Source organism: Frankia sp. BMG5.23 (genome assembly GCF_000685765.2).
GTDB classification, from domain to species: Bacteria; Actinomycetota; Actinomycetes; order Frankiales; family Frankiaceae; genus Frankia; species Frankia casuarinae.
Map to the genome: position 1 here is coordinate 14,385 of NZ_JDWE01000009.1, position 18,653 is coordinate 33,037.

Genomic DNA, 18,653 nt, shown 5'->3' on the forward strand with positions numbered 1-18,653 from the left:
CCGGGTCTGCTCCCCGGACCCGCCCACAAGCACCACCGGCGACCGGCGCGAGACCCGCGGGGGCCGCCGGGCCACCACACGCGGATACCATCCGGCCCAGCCCGGGGACGGCGCACCGCGCGGTGTCGAGCACCGCGACCGGGTCGGACGCCGATCGGACCCTGCCGTCACCGGATGGAGACGGATCGCGACCGGCCGGGCCCCGCTCGGGGACGACGGGACGACCGGCGAAGACAACACCGCACCGCACCGGACCGCGCAGCACCGTCCCACTCGCCGCGACAGAGCCTCCAGAGTACCGCCACCGGATCGTCCGGGCGGTGCCATCCGGCGGCGCGCGGGTCCGCCAGGATCGCACCCGCCACCCGGGACATTACCGTAATGCCGGACTACCATCACCCATTGCCACCAGCGAGGGCCGCCCGGGTCCCGCGGGCGATCTCCAGGTCCTCGCGTGCCTCGATCACGAGCGTGCGCACGGCGGCCCCCGGCACGCCGATCTCGCGCTCCGTGCCACCAGATGGGCCCGTACCACCAGATGGGCCCGTACCACCAGATGGGCCCGTGCCGCCCGGCAGACCCGTACCACCGGCCCGGGCCGGATCGTTACGCTCGGGATCCACCGCCACGCCCAGGTAGCCGAGTCCGGCCGCGGCCCCGGCCCGCACGGAGGCGGAGTTCTCCCCGACGCCGCCGGTGAACACCAGGGCGTCCAGCCCGCCCAGCGCGGCGGTCATCGCGGCGATCCCGGCGCGCAGCCGGTGCAGGTAGACCGCCAGCGCCAGCGCGGCGGCAGGCTCACCCGCGGCGACGCCGGACTCGACATCCCGCATGTCCGCCGTCCCCGCGAGCGCGCGCAGCCCCGCCGAGGTGAACAGGCGATCGGTGAGCTCGTGCGCGCTCAGTCCCGCCTCCGTCTGCAGCCACAGCAGCGCGCCGGGATCCACGGTGCCGGACCGGGTGGCCATCACCAGGCCCTCCAGCGGGGTGAAGCCCATCGTGGTGTCCACCCCCACCCCGTCGAGAACGGCGGCGAGCGACGCGCCCGAGCCGAGATGACAGGTCACGATGCGCCGCGCCCCGGTGAGCGCGGCCGCCCGCCGGGAGACGTGGGCGTGGGACAGGCCGTGGAAGCCGTACCGGCGGATGCCATACCGCTCCCGCCACTCGGCCGGGATGGCGTAGGTGATGGCCTCCGCCGGCATCCGGCTGTGGAACGCCGTGTCGAAGCAAGCGACCTGCGCCACCTCGGGCACGGCCGCCCCGACCTCGTCGAGGGCGGCAAGTGCCGCAGGCTGGTGCAGGGGGGCGAGGGCGGTCAGCCTCCGCAGCCGCTCGGCCACGGCCCGGTCGACGACCACGGGTGCGGTGAAATCCGTCCCGCCGTGCACGATGCGGTGCCCGACCGCGCCCGGCTGGCCACCCTCGTGGGTGAGCTCGCGCAACGCGGCGATGACCCCGGCCGGGTCCACCCGACCGGCTGGCGCGGTGAGATCGCGCGCGGCGAGCAGGACGTCGTCCGGGCCGATCAGCCGCAGCTTGAGGCTGGCCGATCCGGCGTTGACCACCAGGACGTTCATCGCGACGGGGCGGGGCTCGGTAGGGGCGGGGCTCAGTAGGGCCAAGTCCAGTTCCGGATCTCCGGGGCGTCCTCGCCGTGGTCCCGGGTGTAGGTCCGGGCCGCGAGCCGCGCGTCGATCATCTGCTGCCGGACGTGCGCGGCGCGGGCGCCCAGGCTCGGTACCCGGTCGATGACGTCCGCCACCAGGTGGAACCGGTCGAGGTTGTTCAGCATGACCATGTCGAACGGGGTGGTGGTCGTCCCCTCCTCGATGTAGCCACGGACATGCAGGTTGTGATGGTTGTGCCGCCGGTAGGTCAGCCGGTGGATCAGCCAGGGATAGCCGTGGTAGGCGAAGATGATCGGCCGGTCGGTGGTGAACAGCGCGTCGAAGCGGGCGTGCGAGATGCCGTGCGGATGTTCCGCCTCGTCCTGCAGGGACATCAGGTCGACGACGTTGACGACGCGCACCTTCAGATCGGGGAAGTGCTGGCGCAGGAGGTCCACCGCGGCGAGGGTCTCCAGGGTCGGGATGTCCCCGGCACAGGCCATCACCACATCCGGCAGCCCGTCGCCGGGCGCGTCGTGGTCGTTGCTGGCCCAGTCCCAGATGCCCAGGCCACGGGTGCAGTGGGCGATCGCCGCCGGCATCGACAGGTAGTTCAACGCCGGCTGCTTGCCGGCCACGATCACGTTGATGTAGTGCCGGCTGCGCAGGCAGTGGTTGCCGACGGAGAGCAGGGTGTTCGCGTCCGGGGGCAGGTACACCCGGACGACCTCGGCCTTCTTGTTCACGACGTGGTCGATGAATCCGGGGTCCTGATGGGAGAAGCCGTTGTGGTCCTGCCGCCACACGTGGCTGGTCAACAGGTAGTTCAACGATGCGATCGGGCGCCGCCACGGGATGTGCCGGGTGGTCTTCAGCCATTTCGCGTGCTGATTGACCATCGAGTCGACGATGTGGATGAACGCCTCGTAGCAGGAGAAGAACCCGTGCCGGCCGGTGAGCAGATAGCCCTCCAGCCAGCCCTGGCACAGATGCTCGGAAAGCACCTCCATGACCCGACCGTCCACGGCCAGGTGCTCGTCCGTCGGTTCCGTCCCGGCGTTCCAGACGCGGTCGGTCACCTCGAAGAGCGCACCCAGCCGATTGGAGGCGGTCTCATCCGGGCCCATCACCCGGAAGGTGCTCGGATTGGCGGCCACCACGTCCCGTAGGAACGCGCCCAGGATCCGGGTCGGCTCGGCGAGGGTGGTCCCGGGGGCGGTGACGTCGACCGCGTAGTCACGGAAGTCGGGAAGAGTCAGATCACGCAGCAGCTCGCCCCCGTTGGCATGCGGGTTCGCACTCATCCGCCGGGGACCGCGGGGGGCGAGCGCGGCGAGTTCGGCCCGCGGGGCGCCGCCGGCATCGAAGAGCTCCTCCGGCCGGTAGGAGCGCAGCCACGCCTCCAGCTGGGCCAAGTGCCCGGGGTTGTCGTGCAACTGCGCGACGGGCACCTGGTGGGACCGCCACGTGCCCTCGACCGGCAGGCCGTCAACAGTGGCCGGCCCGGTCCACCCCTTGGGGGTCCGCAGCACGATCATCGGCCAGGTGGGGCGCTCGGTGCGGCCGTGGCGGCGGGCCCGGTCCTGGATCTCGTGGATCTCGCCGACGGCGGCGTCCAGGACGCCCGCCATCCGCTGGTGCACCGCGGCCGGGTCGTCCCCGACCACGAAGTACGGATGGTACCCGTAGCCACGCAGGAGCGCGGTCAGCTCCTGCTCGGGGATGCGGGCCAGGATCGTCGGATTGGCGATCTTGTAGCCGTTGAGGTGCAGGACCGGCAGCACCGCGCCGTCGCGACCCGGGTCGAGGAACTTGTTGGAGTGCCAGCTCGCCGCGAGCGGGCCCGTCTCGGCCTCCCCGTCCCCCACGACGGCGCAGACCACCAGGTCGGGATTGTCGAAGGCCGCGCCGTAGGCGTGGGTCAGCGCGTAACCGAGCTCGCCGCCCTCATGAATGGACCCGGGAGTCTCCGGCGCGACGTGGCTGGGAATTCCGCCGGGGAAGGAAAACTGCCGGAACAGCCGCCGCATCCCCGCCACATCCCGGCCGATCGAGGGGTAGACCTCGCTGTAGGTGCCTTCCAGGTAGGCGTTCGCCACGATGCCGGGACCGCCGTGACCCGGACCGATGATGTAGATGGCGTTCAGGTCCTTTGCCCGGATCACGCGGTTCAGATGGGCGTAGATGAGGTTCAGGCCGGGAGTCGTGCCCCAGTGCCCGAGCAGGCGCGGTTTGACGTGCTCCGGACGCAGCGGCTCGGTGAGCAGGGGATTGTCGAGCAGGTAGATCTGTCCGACGGACAGATAGTTCGCCGCTCGCCAGTAGGCGTGGATGAGGTCAAGCTCCGCCGGGGACAACGGCCCCGCGGCCGGATCCGCCCCGCTCCGCTCGGCGTCGACGACGCTCGTCATCGGCTGTACTCTTTCTCTTTCTCCCAGTAAATCAATAGACGGCCGGCGGCGGGAAGGTCCGGCGCTCAGCCCTCCCCCACCAGCGGGCTGGAGGCGACCTCGGTGCCGTCATCCAGCGTCGAGATCCGGAAGTCGGCGAACACGTTGGGCGCCACCCGGAGCAGTTCCCGCAGGACGGCGACGGCAAGCCCGCGGATCTCCACGTCGGCATGCTCACTCGCCCGCATCCCGATGAAGTGCCGCCACGCCCGGTAGTTCCCGGTGACCACGATCCGGGTCTCGGTCGCGTTCATCAGCACCGACCGGGCCGCCTGGCGCGCCTGCTTGCGCCGTGAGATGGGCGCGGAAACGTCGGCGAACCGCTTCTCCAGACCTTCCAACAGGCGCCCGTAGGCCTCCAGCGAGGCCGCCGCGGCCTGTTGGAACAGGGCGTGCAGCTCCGGATCGGCCGCGATGACCTCCGGTTCCACCACGGCGGCGTCCCGCTCGGGGACGTAGCGCTGGGAGAGCTGGCTGTAGGAGAAGTGCCGGTGCCGGACCAGCTCATGGGTGAGGCTGCGCGACACCCCGGTGAGATAGAGCGATACGGTCCCGTGCTCGAGCACGGACAGATGCCCGACGTCGAGAATGTGCCGTAGGTAGCCGGCGTTGGTCGCGGTCGCCGGATTCGGCTTGTTCCAGCTCTGGTAGCAGGCCCGCCCGGCGAACTCGGCGAGGGCCTGACCGCCGTCGGCGTCGGTGCTCCAGGCCACGTCGTCCGGGGGGATGAACTCGGTCTTGGCGATCACCTGGACCCGAAGCCGCACGGACGTCGGTTCGGACGTCGGCTGCGACACTGCCACCTCCATCATCCATCATCTGGACGCGGGACCCGTTGCCCGGTCGCTGGCGGACTCCGCCCACGATAGACGGCGCCCATCCGCCGGGGCGCGGGGACCTCACCCGGCGGCGGCATGCACCCGGACGCCAGGCCTGCAATCACCCGACCGGGCCAGCAATCGCCCAACCGGGATCGTGTCGGCATCCACTTACCCGTCCGGTCACCCGATCGACGCGCGGGGATTGGCAGTCACGACCCGCGTGGTACACCGGAGGTGGACGCCTCGTCAGTCCCCAGCGACGAGGAGTCGCAGTGCCCGCCCTCACGGCGTGGCATGGCGCGGCCGGGGATCTCCGCCCCCGTCAATCCCCGGCCGCCCGGCCACGTCACGACGGACAGCCTCCCGGCGATGGCGCGGCGGCACGCCCGCCGCGCGCATCGGACCGCGGGCTGCGCACGACCCCCGGGCCCGCCGGTCAGCCCGCGGACGGGGTCCAGGTCGCCGGGTCCGCCGCGGACTGGTCCCCGGTGGCCATGTTCTTCACCTCGTGCGCCCGGCCATCGTCGAAGGGCGGGAACCAGACGAATCCGATGCCCTTGCGGGAGGCGTAGCGGACCTGCCTGGCCACCTTGTCCGGCTGGTGGTAGGTCTCCACCCGCAGCCCCCGGGTGCGCAGCTCGGCGGCCGTCGCGAGGGCGGCGGCGCGGCGCGGCGCGGCGGGGATCACGACCAGCACGTCGGCGGGGCTGGACGGCCCGGTGGTGAGCAGGCCCTCGGCCAGGAGCTTGGCGAAGATGCGGGTGAGGCCGATCGAGATCCCGACGCCGGGGAGGTTGCGGCGGATGAAGGAGCCGGCAAGGTTGTCGTACCGCCCCCCCGAGCAGATGCTGCCGAAGTCCGGCCAGTCGACGAACTTCGCCTCGTAGACGGTCCCGGTGTAGTAGTCGAGACCGCGGGCGATCGAGAGGTCCGCGACCACGTCGCCGGCGGGCAGGTCGGCGAGATCGCCGAGAACCGCGGCGAGCTCGTCGAGCCCCTCGGAGAGCAGGTCCGATTTCACCCCGAGCCGGCGTACCTCCTCGACGACGCCGGGATCGCAGCCCCGAATGCCCGTGAGCTCCAGGCAGGCGCGCACCTGGTCCGGGTCGAGCCCGACCGCGGTGGTCAGCAGCCCCTCCACCCCCGCGAGGCCGATCTTGTCGAGCTTGTCGGCGACCCGGATGACGGCCAGCGGATCGCCGATGCCCAGACCCTCGTAGAAGCCCTGGAGCACCTTGCGATTGTTGATGTTGAGGGTCCAGGGCGGAACGCCGAGGGTGCCCAGGACCTCGTGCACGATGCGGGGAAGTTCCGCGTCGAAGTGCAGGGGCACCTGATCAACGTTGATCACGTCGATGTCGCACTGGGTGAACTCGCGGAAGCGGCCCTCCTGAGGACGCTCCCCCCGCCACACCCGCTGGATCTGGTAGCGCTTGAACGGGAACACGAGGTCGTTGAAGTGGGCGGCCACGTACCGCGCGAAAGGCACTGTGAGGTCGAAGTGCAGGCCGAGGCGGGCGCTGTCGTCGTCGGCGTCGGCCTGCAGGCGGCGTAGCATGTAGACCTCCTGGGAGGTCTCCCCCTTCGCGGTCAGCACCTCGAGCGCCTCGACCGAGGGGGTCTCCACCGAGCAGAAGCCGTACCGCTCGAACGTCGCTCGGATGGTGTCGAGCCAGCGCTGCTCGACGAGACGGACCTCGGGCAGCCACTCGGGAAATCCGCTCACGGGCAGGGGACGGACGATCGGCGCGTCACTCATCGCCGCGGAATCTCCTCATCATCTCGAACGGACGGGCACCTGCCGCCCCGGGCACGGTCAACCGCGAAGCCGGGTGGCAGTCACCGATGTCGAGCGAGGAGACGCATAAGCAGCAGCCTATCGCGTGGGGCTCGTTGACCTCACAGCCGGAGAGCGATTCCACGGCGGGGATGGGGCCCGTTCCACCGGGCCCCATCCCGTCGATCACACCGGGTGCCCCGCGCGCGCCTCGACCTCCGCGAGCCGCGCACCCGTCTCGCCGCACTGCTCGACCGGCGCCGGCGGCGCTCCGTCCCCCCGGTGCCGCTGCTCCGGCAACGAGCTCGGGATGACGCCGGTCGGCCGGCCGGGGGCCAGGTAGACCCATCCGGCCTGGCGCCACTGGTCGGCGTCGAGCGCGTGCCGGGCGTCCACCACGACCTTGCGCCGGACCACGGCCCCGAGCCGGGCCGGGTCCAGGTCGGCGAACTGGCGCCACTCGGTGAGCAGGACCAGCGCGTCGGCCCCCTCGACCACGGCCTCGACGGAGTCGCTGTAGGCGAGGCCGGGCAGGGCCTGCCGGGCGTTGTGCGTCGCGACCGGATCCACGACCGTCACCCCGGCGCCGGTCTCGGCCAGTAGCCCCGCGACCGCGAGCGCCGGGGAGTCCCGCACGTCGTCGGAGTTGGGCTTGAACGCGGCGCCCAGCACGACGAGGCGCCGGCCGACCAGCGTGCCGTCGAGGGCCGCGGTGACCAGGTCCACCACACGGTCCCGGCGACGATTGTTGATCTCGTCGATCTCACGCAGGAAACGCAGCGCCGCACCGACCCCGAGCTCGTCTGCGCGGGCCTGGAAGGCCCGGATGTCCTTGGGTAGGCAGCCGCCCCCGANCCCCNCCCCCGGACGCAGGAAGTTCCCGCCGATGCGCACGTCGTGGGACAGCGCCTCGGCCAGCGTCAGGACATCGGCATCGACCGCCTCGCACACCTCCGCCATCGCGTTGATGAAGGAGATCTTCGTCGCGAGAAAGGAGTTGGCCGCCGTCTTCACCAGCTCGGCCGTCGCGTAGTCGGTCACGATGACCGGCACCCCCTGGGCGATCACCGGCGCGAAAGCGGCCCGCAGCGCTCCCTCCGCAGCCGGGGAGGCGACACCGAAGACGAGCCGGTCCGGTCGCAGGGTGTCGGCCACCGCGAAGCCCTCCCGGAGGAACTCCGGGTTCCAGGCCAGCTGGACGCCGGCGAGATCGCTGGAGATGTCGGCGGCGGGCTCGTCCACCTCGTCATGGCCCAACCCGTCATGACCCACCTCGACGCGGCCCAACCCGTCGGCCCCCGCCGCGCCGGGCGCCGTCTCGCCCGCGACCGGGCGGTTCGCCGGGGCGAGCTGCGCGATCGTCCGGGCGAGCCCCGCAGCCGTGCCGGCCGGCACCGTCGACTTGCCGACCACGAGGCACGGCCGGGTCAGCAGCGGCGCGAGGCGCTCGATGGCGGCGTGCAGGTGGCTCAGGTCCGCCCCGTAACCGTCGGCACGCTGGGGGGTGCCCACACAGACGAAGTGCACGTCGCCGAACTCGGCAATCTCCTCGAAGGAGGTGGTGAAACGCAGCCGTCCGGTCCGGAGGTTCGCGCGCAGGAGGTCGGCGAGGTCGGGCTCGAAGAACGGGATCTCCCCCGCGGACAACCGCTCGATCTTCGAATGGTCGACGTCCACGGCGAGCACCTCGAAGCCAAGCTCCGCCATGCACACCGCGTGGGTGGCCCCCAGGTACCCGGTGCCGATGACGGTCAGGCGTGGACGAGGCCCGGTTCCGGGCGCCGCCGCATCATCAAGGCTGTCCGACGAGCTCATCAGGCTCCTCCTCATCGTCGTACCCCCCTGGATTGAGACGCTGAAACTCCCAGGCGTCCCGGCACATGTCCGCGACATCCCGGCGGGCTGACCAGCCGAGTGCCGTACGGGCGAGCGCCGCGTCGGCGACCAGGGCGGCGACGTCCCCCGGCCGCCTCGCCACGACGCGACTGGGGAGATCACGAGCGCAGGCCGCGGAGAAGGCCGCGAGCAGTTCCCGCACGGAGGTGCCAGCGCCGGTCCCGAGGTTGATGACCCGATGTCCCGCCTGGTCATCGAGATGATCGAGAGCGAGTCGATGGCCCTCCGCCAGGTCGACCACGTGGATGTAGTCGCGTACGCCCGTGCCGTCGGGCGTGGGGTAGTCGTCGCCGAAGATGGACAGCTCCGGGCGCCGGGCGACCGCCACCTGGGCCAGGTAGGGCATGACGTTGTTCGGCACCCCACGGGGATCCTCGCCGAGCAGGCCCGACTCGTGCGCCCCGGCGGGGTTGAAGTATCGCAGGGACGTCACGTGCCAGGACGGATCCCGGGCGCAGAGGTCGGCGAGGATCTGCTCGCACATCCATTTGGTGCGCGCGTAGGGATTGGTCGGGCGGGCCGGCGTGTCCTCGGCGATCGGTACCTTGTCCGCCGCTCCGTAGATTGCGCACGAGGACGAGAAGACCAGCCGGCGCACGCCGTGCTCCGCCATCACGCGGACCAGACCCAACGTCGCGTTGACGTTCGTGTCGTAGTACTCCAGCGGGATGTCGACCGACTCGCCGACGGCTTTGAGAGCGGCGAAGTGAATAACGGAATCGATCTTCCATCGGCGGAACACGTCACCGAGCGCCGCCCGGTCACGGACATCGAGCCGCACGAAGTCGATGTCGCCGTCCACCACCTTACGCAGCCTGTCCAGCACCCGCGGTGAGCTGTTGACGAAGTTGTCCACTCCCACTACCCGATGACCCGCGGCGAGCAGGTCCACCCAGGTATGAGAGCCGATGAACCCCGTCGCCCCGGTCACCAGGACCGTCTCGGCTCGACTCGTCGACGTCATAGCTCGGTTATCCACTTCTTCGGTGATCAACTGAAACAACTCGTCACCGGTGCTCCACACCGGCCCGGAACAACCGATCCCGGCAGCAGGATCAACCCGACGGCGGCTAGGATCCGTACCACGGCCACGGCCACGGCCACGGCCACGGCCACGGCCACGGCCACGGCCACCGCCACCGCCCTTCGGCTGGACCGCGCGGTCCCGACCGTTCGGGCAGCGAACACCGCGATGGGCACGGGCACACCCGGGGCGACGGACATCGGGCACAGCAGAACATAACCCCCAGGTCGGTGCATCGCCGACCTGGTAGCGGCCGCGGCGATCCCGGTGAACCAGACGATCGGCGCGAGCAGGAGCCCCGGTCCGGTCACAGCGCCAGCGTCGGGTAGTGCACGGCCGGTGGCAAGAACCGCGCGCACGGCACCCGGGACCGGCGGCCCACGTCCCGGAAGAAGATGTCCGGGAGGTGGCGTGGCCACGGGAACTCTCGGGTCACCATTGCCGCGGACGTCCCGGGCCCGTCGCCGTTCGCCCACGCATCGGCGGCGAGGGCCCCGCCTCGGCCTGAGCGCGCACGGCAGGTAGGTGGCGCTGACATCCTCGGCGGGTTGCGGACCAATGCCACCGATCTCACGTAACGCGGCGGTGCACACGGCGTGGCGCCGGCCATCACGAACCCTCCCCCCGCAAACAGAAAGTCACGTTCCCCGCGCGGCCACGTTCCTGGAAAGCCACGTCCCCGGAAAGCTCGGTGGCGGGGCGGGACACCTGTGACGCCGGTCAAGCGACCTGACGGCTCTCCGCGAGCTGGCCGGCGAACCAGGAGATCGTCCGGGTGAGCCCGTCGTGCAGGCTCGTCTTCGGTTCCCAGCCCAGGAGGGTCCGGGCGAGGGTGATGTCGGGTTGACGCACCGAGGGGTCGTCCTGGGGCCGCGGGACGAAGGTGATCGGCGCCGTCGATCCGCACAGGTCACGGACGAGCACCGCGGTGTCGAGGATCGACATCTCGTGCGGGTTCCCAATGTTCACGGGCCCGGGCAGGTCCGAGTGCAGAAGTCGGACGATGCCGTCGATCAGGTCGTCGACGTAACAGATGGACCGGGTCTGGGTTCCGTCACCGGCGACCGTGATGGGCTCGCCCCGCAGCGCCTGGGAGATGAAGGCGGGAATGGCGCGACCGTCATCGACCCGCATCCGCGGGCCGTAGGTGTTGAAGATGCGGACAATACCGGTGTCGACACCGTGCTTGCGCCGATAGGCCATGGTCACCGCCTCGGAGAAGCGCTTGGCCTCGTCGTACACACTGCGCGGGCCGACCGGGTTCACGTTGCCCCAGTAGCCTTCCGGCTGGGGATTGACCTGTGGATCGCCGTAGGACTCCGAGGTCGAGGCGAGCAGGAACCGAGCATTCTTCTGCCGCGCCAGGCCAAGGGCGTGGAAGGTACCGAGCGAGCCGACCTTGAGCGTTTCGATCGGCAGCTCGTAGTAATCCACCGGAGATGCCGGGGACGCAAAGTGCAACACGGCGTCGACCGGACCAGAAACATAAATGAAATCATTCACATCCCGGTTGACCAGGCGGAAACGTGGGTCGGCGAGCAGATGCTCCACATTCTCCGGCCGGCCGGTGATGAAGTTGTCGAAACAGATGACCTCGTAGCCGCCGCCCAGTAGGCGTTCACAGAGATGACTGCCCAGAAAACCGGCGCCGCCGGTCACTATCGCACGCACGTCGTGTGCTCCCGGATCTGGAATACAGAGGACCCCGGAGAGTGCCCGTCGATCGCTGTCCGGAGTCCGGCGACGACGGGCGTCCTCCCTTGAGCCATGCGAAGGAGGCGGCGCATCCGATCAGATCGCGCCGCGAGGCCAGGTTGGAGGATCGGGGGAAACGGACATCAAATGATCGGAGATCAGAGGATCAGTAGCTGCTCACCCGCCGGAGCACTCAGCATGGACACTGCCGGACCGATCTCGAATGGCCGCAGGACACGAACACCGCACTACCCCCCAGTAGTCTGATGGCCGACAACGCCGACCCTCTGCGGCATCGTACACAGGTCATCGACGCGTTAAGTACGCGGCCCGGCCCAGTCTCCCTCCTAGCCACGTCGATACGATATAACCACCCGTCACCGATGGCGCCCGACTCCCTACGGGAGATGTCAATGGCCGTCCCGGAGCCGCCTGCATTGGATGAGCAATTCACCGCCAGGGGACGGAGCACGGTCACCCGCGGGAGTGCCGCTCAAGGACGATCGCGTGACGCATCGCGGCGCGTCCCCGGCGGGTGTCCCCGGCATCTCCATAGGAGACCGCGAGCCGGTACCAGCGACGCCATTCACCCGGCGCCGCCTCGACCTCCGCCCGACGCTGGGCGAACGCGGCGTCGGCCGAGGCGCGGTCGATCCGGCCCGACGGCCGGCGCACGAGAACCGGCTCGTCGGCACGGGCGCCGGGGTCGAAGCCGCGGGCGGTGCCGGACTCGACGTCAGCCGTCGCATCCGCGGCTACGTCGAACATCCGGGCAAGCCGCTCGGTGTCGCGGCCGAAACGCAGCTCACGCAGGATGACGACGGCGCCGATCATCGGAAGCAGCACGACACCGAGACCGAGTCCACGGGCCGCCCAGCGATCGTCGCCGAGCAACTGGATTCCCCGCCACCCGATCAGCCCGAGGTAGAAGCCACACGCCGCGACGAGCACGGCCACCAGCCACCGGGCCCTCACCTGGACGCCCCACCGGATGCCGACGCCACCGGGCCGTCCGGATCCAGCCGGATCCGCGCCCCGGGTGCCGCCAAGGTCGCCACGACCGGCATCCGCCGCTTGACCAGGGAGCACACGTCGTCGGGGCGCGCCCGGGCCAGGCAGCTGAACGTCGTACCAAGATCGATACCAAAGACGCTACGGGTACCCGCCGGGAAACGACGGTCAACGTGTCCGACCACATCCGGAAACCTATCTTTCGCGGCCCGTGGTGGCAGCAGACACCTGCCCCAAGATGCCCGCGGCGCTAGTCCAGGTCGAGCAGCGACTCCAGACCGACCGTGAGTCCCGGTCGCTCGCCGACCTTCCGCACGCTTAGCAGCACCCCCGGCATGAACGAGGTGCGGTCGTAGGAATCGTGTCGCAGGGTGAGGGTCTCCCCGGCGCCCCCGAGCAGGACCTCCTGATGCGCGACGAGCCCGGCGAGGCGGACGGCATGCACCGGCACGCCGTCGACCCGGGCGCCGCGGGCACCGTCGAGGGCGGCGGTTGTCGCGTCCGGGCCGGCCACCGGCAACCCGGCGGTGGTACGCGCCGCGGCGACCAGCTGCGCGGTACGCCGGGCGGTGCCGCTCGGCGCGTCGGCCTTGCCGGGATGGTGCAACTCGATGATCTCCACCGAGTCGAAGAACCGGGCGGCCCGGGCGGCGAACGTCATCATCAGCACGGCGGCTACCCCGAAGTTCGGCGCGACGAGCACCCCGACCCCCGGTGCCGCGGCCAGCCAGCCACGCAGGGTCGCGAGCCGCGGCTCGTCGAAGCCGGTGGTGCCGACGACGACGTGCTTGCCGGCCTGGACGCACCAGCGGAGGTTGTCCATCACCGCGTCGGGGGTGGTGAAGTCGACGACGACGTCGGCCGCGGCGAGCGCACCACGGTCATCGCCGGTGCCGAGGGCCGCGACCAGCGCCAGGTCGGCGGCGGCCTCGACGGCGGCACACACCGTCGACCCCATCCGTCCCCGTGCACCGAGCACCCCCACCGCTGTCCCGGTTACCGGGACAGCGCCGGTTACCGGGACAGCGCCGGTTACCGGGCGGGACTCGGAGTCGGACATCGGTGAACCTCTCGGGACGAGAGTCGCTAACGGGCGACGGCGGCGCTGAAGTCGTGGTCGTCGAAGGGTCCGATGACGCCCAGGGCCCAGGACTGGTCCAGCAGCTCCCGCGCGATCGCGGTGACATCGTCGAGGGTGACCGCGTCCACCCGGGCGATGATCTCGTCGACCGACAGGACCTCACCGTGGACGAGCTCGCTCTTGCCGAGGCGGCTCATCCGGGATCCGGTGTCCTCCAAGCCGAGGATCATCGAGCCGCGGTTCTGCCCACGGGCCCGGTCGAGTTCCTCGGCACTGATCCCGTGCTCGGCGATCTGGCGTACCTGCTCACGGGCGAGCTCGAGGACCACGTCGGCACGCTTGGGGGCGCATCCGGCATAGACGCCGAACAGGCCCGCGTCGGCGAAGTGGGAGGCGAACGAGCCCACCGAGTACGCCAGCCCCCGCTTCTCCCGGATCTCCTGGAACAGCCGCGAGCTCATCCCACCGCCCAGCGCCGTCGACAGCACGCCGAGCGTGTAACGGCGCGGATCGTGCCGGGACAGTCCCCTGGTGCCGAGCACGAGATGCGCCTGCTCGGTCGGCCGGTCGGTCACGACGATGCCGGGCGGCGGCGGGTAGTCGTACGATCCGCCACGCACCTCGAACGGCTCGGCGCTCACCGTCAGACGGTCGGCGAACGCCTCGGCGACCAGCGCCAGCGCCCGGTCGTGCGCCAGGTTGCCGGCGATGGAGACCACCATCGCCGGCGGGACGTACCGGGAGCGGTAGTAGTCCGCGATGGTCTCCCGGCCCAGCCCCTCGATCGACTCGGTCGTCCCGAGCACCGGGCGGCCGAGTACCGACGACCCGAGCATCGCCGCCGCGAATACGTCATGGACGAGGTCACCCGGGTCGTCCTCGTACATGGCGATCTCCTCCAGGATCACGCCACGCTCGGCCTCGACGTCGTCGGCTGTCACCAGCGAGTTGGTGACCATGTCGGCGATGACGTTGACGGCCATCGCGAGATCGGAGTCGAGCACCCGCACGTAGTAGCAGGTGTACTCCTTGCCGGTGAAGGCGTTGATGTCCCCGCCGACCGCCTCGACCGACGCGCTGATAGTCAACGCGTCCCGGCTGGGCGTGCCCTTGAACAGCAGGTGCTCCAGGTAGTGGGAGCATCCGGCGGTCACCGGCGTCTCGTCGCGCGAGCCCACCGCGACCCAGACGCCGATCGCGACCGAGCGCACCCCGGGGACCCGCTCGGTGATGACCCGCAGACCGCCGGGGAGCACGGTGCGGCGCGCCGTGCCGTCCAGCAACGATTCGCCACTGACTCCGCCAGCAGCGAGCAGGTGCGCGGCCCGGGCGCCGGGAACCGGCTTGTTCCGCGGCGCGCCGGCGGTCCCCGCTGAGCAGGTCAGGTCGGGCGTGGGAGTGTCGGACACGACGGGCCGTCAGGAGGCGGCGGCCGCCGCGTCGGCGGCTTCGGCGCTCGGGGACAGGCTGATCTTCCCGCGGCTGTCGATCTCGGTGATCTCGACCTGGAGCTTCTGGCCCACCGTCAGGACGTCCTCCACCTTCTCTACCCGCTTACCGCCGGAGAGTGTCTTGAGCTTGCTGACGTGGAGCAGGCCGTCCCGGCCCGGGGTGAGCGAGACGAAGGCCCCAAAATTGGTGATCTTCACAATCGTCCCCAGATAACGCTCGCCGACCTCGGGCATCTGCGGGTTGGCGATCGCGTTGATCGCCGACCGGGCGGACTCCGCCGACGGACCGTCCACCGCGCCGATGTAGATCGTCCCGTCGTCCTCGACGGTGATCTCGGCACCGCTGTCCGCCTGGATCTGGTTGATCATCTTACCCTTGGGTCCGATGACCTCCCCGATCTTGTCCACCGGGATCTTGACGGAGATGACCCGCGGGGCGTGAGCGGACATCTCGTCCGGGCTGCCGATGGCCTCGGCCATCACGTCGAGGATCGCGAGCCGCGCCCCGCGCGCCTGCTGGAGCGCCGCGGCGAGGACCGAGGCCGGGATGCCGTCGAGCTTGGTGTCGAGCTGGAGCGCGGTGACGAAGTCCCGGGTGCCGGCGACCTTGAAGTCCATGTCCCCGTAGGCGTCCTCGGCCCCGAGGATGTCGGTCAGGGTGACGTAGGAGTCGTCGGCGTGGATGAGGCCCATCGCGATCCCGGCGACCGGCGCCTTGAGCGGTACCCCGGCGTTGAGCAGCGACAGGGTGCTCGCGCACACCGAGCCCATGCTCGTTGACCCGTTCGAACCCAGCGCCTCGGATACCTGCCGGATCGCGTAGGGGAACTCCTCGCGGCTGGGCAGCACCGGGAGCAGGGCCCGCTCGGCGAGTGCCCCGTGGCCGATCTCTCGGCGCTTCGGCGAACCGACGCGGCCGGTCTCGCCGGTGGAGTACGGCGGGAAGTTGTAGTTGTGCATGTACCGCTTGGTGCGGTCGGGGTTGAGCGTGTCGACCGTCTGCTCCATGCGCAGCATGGCCAAGGTCGTGACGCCGAGGATCTGCGTCTCGCCCCGCTCGAACAGCGCCGAGCCGTGTACCCGCGGGATGTAGTCGACCTCGGCCGACAGCGCGCGGATCTCGGTTGTCGAGCGACCGTCGATGCGCACGCTCTCGGTCACGATGCGGGAGCGGACGAGCTTCTTGGTCAGCGCCCGGTAGGCGGCGCCGATCTCTTTCTCTCGCCCCTCGAACTGGGAGGCCACCTTCTCGGCCGCGAGCTGGCGGACCCGGTCGAGCTCGTTCTCGCGCTCAGCCTTGCCGGGGATGCGCAGCGCGGCGGACAGCTCGTCGCCGATTGCCGCGGACAGCGCGTCCAGCACGTCGTCGTGATAGTCGATGAAGACGGGGAACTCCCGGGCAGGCTTCGCGGCGAGCGCGGCCAGCTCGCTCTGGGCCCGGCAGAGCTCACGGATGGCGGGCTTCGCCGCCTCGAGGCCCGCGGCCACGACCTCCTCGGTGGGAGCCGGCGCGCCGTGCGCGAGCAGCTCGACCGTGCCCGGGGTCGCCTCGGCCTCCACCATCATGATCGCGACGTCCGAGCCGTCCTCGATCACCCGACCGGCCACGACCATGTCGAAGGTCGCCCGAGCGAGCTCCGCATGGGTCGGGAAGGCGATCCACTCGCCGTCGACGAACCCGACCCGGGTCGCACCGATCGGCCCGGTGAAGGGCAGGCCGGACAGCGTCGTCGACGCGCTGGCCGCGTTGATGGCGACCACGTCGTAAAGGGTGTCGGGATCCAGGGCGAGCACGGTGGCCACGACCTGGATCTCGTTGCGCAGCCCCTTGGCGAACGACGGCCGCAGCGGCCGGTCGATGAGCCGGCAGGTGAGGATCGCGTCCTCGCTGGGGCGGCCCTCCCGCCGGAAGAACGAACCGGGGATGCGCCCGGCCGCGTACATCCGCTCCTCGACATCCACCGTCAGCGGGAAGAAGTCGAGCTGTTCCTTGGGCTGCTTGCTGACCGTCGTCGCCGAGAGCACCATCGTGTCGCCCAGGTAGGCGACGGCGGAGCCGGCGGCCTGCTTGGCGAGACGTCCGGTCTCGAACCGAACCGTCCGGTCTCCGGCCGGGGTCGCGATGACCGCTTCGGCCGCATGTGTCGAGTCGTCCACTCGAACCACTCCATCCTCTTCCTCGGCCGGATCCACGCGGCCGAGCCTCTTCTACGGCCGGGTCCACGCCAACGAGGATGCCGGTGCTCAGTCGAAGTCCCCGGGTCCGGTGCCCGTACCCATCCCGGCGACCACGACCGAGGACCGGCGGCTCGCACCACCACGGACCCGGCCAGGTCCTCCACACCGCCGAGCGGACGACTCCGCCGACGGCTCGACGCATTCGGTACCTACCCCCGATGCGTCAGAGGGAGCGTCCCACCCGGGCCGCTCCCCCTCTTCGCGCTACCGCCGTAGCCCGAGTCGCTCGATCAGAGCGCGGTATCGGTTGATATCCGTCTTCGCCAGGTAGTTCAGCAGCCGTCGGCGACGGCCGACGAGCAGCAGCAGACCGCGGCGGCTGTGGTGATCGTGCTTATGCACCTTGAGATGCTCGGTCAGGTCACTGATCCGACGGGTCAGCATCGCGACCTGCACCTCGGGCGAGCCCGTGTCCCGCTCGACGGTGGCGTAATCGGACATGATCTTCTGCTTGACGTCGCTCGCGAGCGGCACGCTCCACCTTCTCCTTCTGTTTCGGGACGGCGCGCGTCCGGGGTCTTCCCCACCCGGATCGATCACCGGACCTCGGCATCATCGCCGTCCGGTCCGGACACACCGCACCCGCCTGACCGGGAAGCCTATCAACCCGAGGAGAGCCGCTCGGCCACCGGCGGAGTTCAGCCGAGTTCAGACGAGTTCAGACGAGTTCAGACGAGCAGGGTTGCCGCGCGGGTGGCCTCCACATCCGCGGCCATCTGGGTGACGAGCTCGGCCACCGAGTCGAAGCGCAGGGTCGGACGCAGCCGATGGGTGAACTCGTAGGCCATGTACTCGCCGTAGAGATCCTCGTCGAAGTCCAGGAGAAACGCTTCGACGCGCCGGTCGCGTCCCTCGAACGTCGGATTCGTACCGATCGAGATGGCGGCGGGCTGGCGGCGGCCGGACCAGCAGGCGAAGCCCGCGTACACGCCGTCCGCCGGAACGGCGGCCCACGGCGTCACCTGGATGTTCGCCGTAGGATAGCCGATGGTGCGGCCACGCGCGTCGCCGTGCACGACGACACCCTCGACCCGATGCGGCCGGTCCAGCGCGGCCGCCGCAGCCGCCACGTCGCCCTCGGCCACCCGGGCACGGATCGCCGTCGAGGAGAGCACCTGCTCGCCGGAGCGGACGAGACGGACCCCGTCAACCTCGAATCCCTCCCGGGCGCCCGCCTCCGACAGCGTCGCGAGCGTCCCGGCGGCCCGGTGACCGTAGGTGAAGTTCTCCCCCACCACGACCACGCTCGCCCGCAGCCGCTCGACCAGTATCCCGTGCACGAAGTCAGCCGGGGAGACCCGACTGAACTCCAGCGTGAACGGCTCGACGCAGAGCGCGTCCACCCCGGTCCCGGCCAACAGCTCGGCCTTGAAACGCAGCGTCGTGAGCAGGGCGGGATGGCTGCCGGGTCGCAGCACCTCACCGGGATGCGGGTCGAAGGTCAACACCAGCGAACGCTCACCGCGTTCCCGCGCCAGCCGGACCGCCCGGCCGATGATCTGCCGGTGCCCGAGGTGCACCCCGTCGAAGAAGCCAATCGTGACGACCCCGCCCCGCCACTGGACAGGCGTGTTCTCCGCCCCTCGCCACGTTTGCACG

General features: G+C 70.5%; 15 protein-coding genes. All 15 read right to left on the reverse strand.

The features are described from left to right. Positions 1 to 395 precede the first annotated feature (395 nt). The 15 genes from BMG523DRAFT_RS06355 to BMG523DRAFT_RS06425 all read right to left on the reverse strand — a co-directional run bounded on the left by BMG523DRAFT_RS06355 (position 396) and on the right by BMG523DRAFT_RS06425 (position 18,652). Positions 396 to 1,580, reverse strand: coding sequence for an acetate/propionate family kinase (locus BMG523DRAFT_RS06355; RefSeq protein ID WP_043590647.1), 1,185 nt, complete (start codon positions 1,578 to 1,580; stop codon positions 396 to 398). Between the two features lie 32 nt (positions 1,581 to 1,612). Then, complete coding sequence (locus BMG523DRAFT_RS06360; protein WP_011437922.1) at positions 1,613 to 4,021, reverse strand: phosphoketolase; 2,409 nt, start codon at positions 4,019 to 4,021, stop codon at positions 1,613 to 1,615. A 65-nt stretch (positions 4,022 to 4,086) separates the two neighbouring features. After that, entirely contained in the window at positions 4,087 to 4,872 is a 786-nt protein-coding gene (gene thyX, locus BMG523DRAFT_RS06365) for an FAD-dependent thymidylate synthase (protein ID WP_051623787.1), read from the reverse strand. 445 nt (positions 4,873 to 5,317) lie between these two features. After that, the gene (gene hisS / locus BMG523DRAFT_RS06370; RefSeq protein WP_011437924.1) at positions 5,318 to 6,640 is read right to left on the reverse strand and encodes a histidine--tRNA ligase; all 1,323 of its coding nucleotides are present in this window, start codon (positions 6,638 to 6,640) and stop codon (positions 5,318 to 5,320) included. 204 nt (positions 6,641 to 6,844) lie between these two features. Beyond that, positions 6,845 to 8,473 carry a UDP-glucose/GDP-mannose dehydrogenase family protein gene (locus BMG523DRAFT_RS06375; RefSeq protein WP_051623788.1) on the reverse strand — a complete coding sequence of 543 codons (1,629 nt, stop codon included), beginning with the start codon at positions 8,471 to 8,473 and terminating at the stop codon, positions 6,845 to 6,847. Next, positions 8,451 to 9,518 carry a UDP-glucose 4-epimerase GalE gene (gene galE, locus BMG523DRAFT_RS06380; protein ID WP_011437926.1) on the reverse strand — a complete coding sequence of 356 codons (1,068 nt, stop codon included), beginning with the start codon at positions 9,516 to 9,518 and terminating at the stop codon, positions 8,451 to 8,453. The genes BMG523DRAFT_RS06375 and galE overlap by 23 nt, the downstream gene beginning before the upstream one ends. A gap of 26 nt (positions 9,519 to 9,544) precedes the next feature. Next, the gene (locus tag BMG523DRAFT_RS06385; protein ID WP_035911383.1) at positions 9,545 to 9,889 is read right to left on the reverse strand and encodes a hypothetical protein; all 345 of its coding nucleotides are present in this window, start codon (positions 9,887 to 9,889) and stop codon (positions 9,545 to 9,547) included. Positions 9,890 to 10,298: 409 nt separating this feature from the next. Further along, positions 10,299 to 11,249 carry a UDP-glucuronic acid decarboxylase family protein gene (locus tag BMG523DRAFT_RS06390; RefSeq protein ID WP_023840212.1) on the reverse strand — a complete coding sequence of 317 codons (951 nt, stop codon included), beginning with the start codon at positions 11,247 to 11,249 and terminating at the stop codon, positions 10,299 to 10,301. Positions 11,250 to 11,747: 498 nt separating this feature from the next. Next, a complete protein-coding gene (locus BMG523DRAFT_RS06395) occupies positions 11,748 to 12,248 on the reverse strand; it encodes a hypothetical protein (protein WP_011437928.1) in 501 nt (166 codons plus the stop codon). Further along, the gene (locus BMG523DRAFT_RS06400) at positions 12,245 to 12,469 is read right to left on the reverse strand and encodes a hypothetical protein (protein ID WP_023840213.1); all 225 of its coding nucleotides are present in this window, start codon (positions 12,467 to 12,469) and stop codon (positions 12,245 to 12,247) included. Before BMG523DRAFT_RS06400 ends, BMG523DRAFT_RS06395 begins: the two co-directional genes overlap by 4 nt. 65 nt (positions 12,470 to 12,534) lie before the next feature. After that, positions 12,535 to 13,269 (reverse strand): 4-hydroxy-tetrahydrodipicolinate reductase, encoded by a 735-nt coding sequence (dapB, locus tag BMG523DRAFT_RS06405; protein ID WP_011437929.1) that lies wholly within the window; start codon positions 13,267 to 13,269, stop codon positions 12,535 to 12,537. 101 nt (positions 13,270 to 13,370) lie between these two features. Continuing rightward, a complete protein-coding gene (locus BMG523DRAFT_RS06410) occupies positions 13,371 to 14,750 on the reverse strand; it encodes a pitrilysin family protein (RefSeq protein WP_049761120.1) in 1,380 nt (459 codons plus the stop codon). A 33-nt stretch (positions 14,751 to 14,783) separates the two neighbouring features. After that, entirely contained in the window at positions 14,784 to 16,973 is a 2,190-nt protein-coding gene (locus BMG523DRAFT_RS06415; RefSeq protein WP_011437931.1) for a polyribonucleotide nucleotidyltransferase, read from the reverse strand. A 285-nt stretch (positions 16,974 to 17,258) separates the two neighbouring features. Continuing rightward, positions 17,259 to 17,528, reverse strand: a complete 270-nt coding sequence (gene rpsO, locus BMG523DRAFT_RS06420; protein WP_011437932.1) for a 30S ribosomal protein S15 — start codon at positions 17,526 to 17,528, stop codon at positions 17,259 to 17,261. 194 nt (positions 17,529 to 17,722) lie between these two features. After that, positions 17,723 to 18,652: a bifunctional riboflavin kinase/FAD synthetase gene (locus BMG523DRAFT_RS06425; protein ID WP_011437933.1), complete on the reverse strand. Its 930-nt coding sequence runs from the start codon at positions 18,650 to 18,652 to the stop codon at positions 17,723 to 17,725. Position 18,653 lies beyond the last annotated feature (1 nt).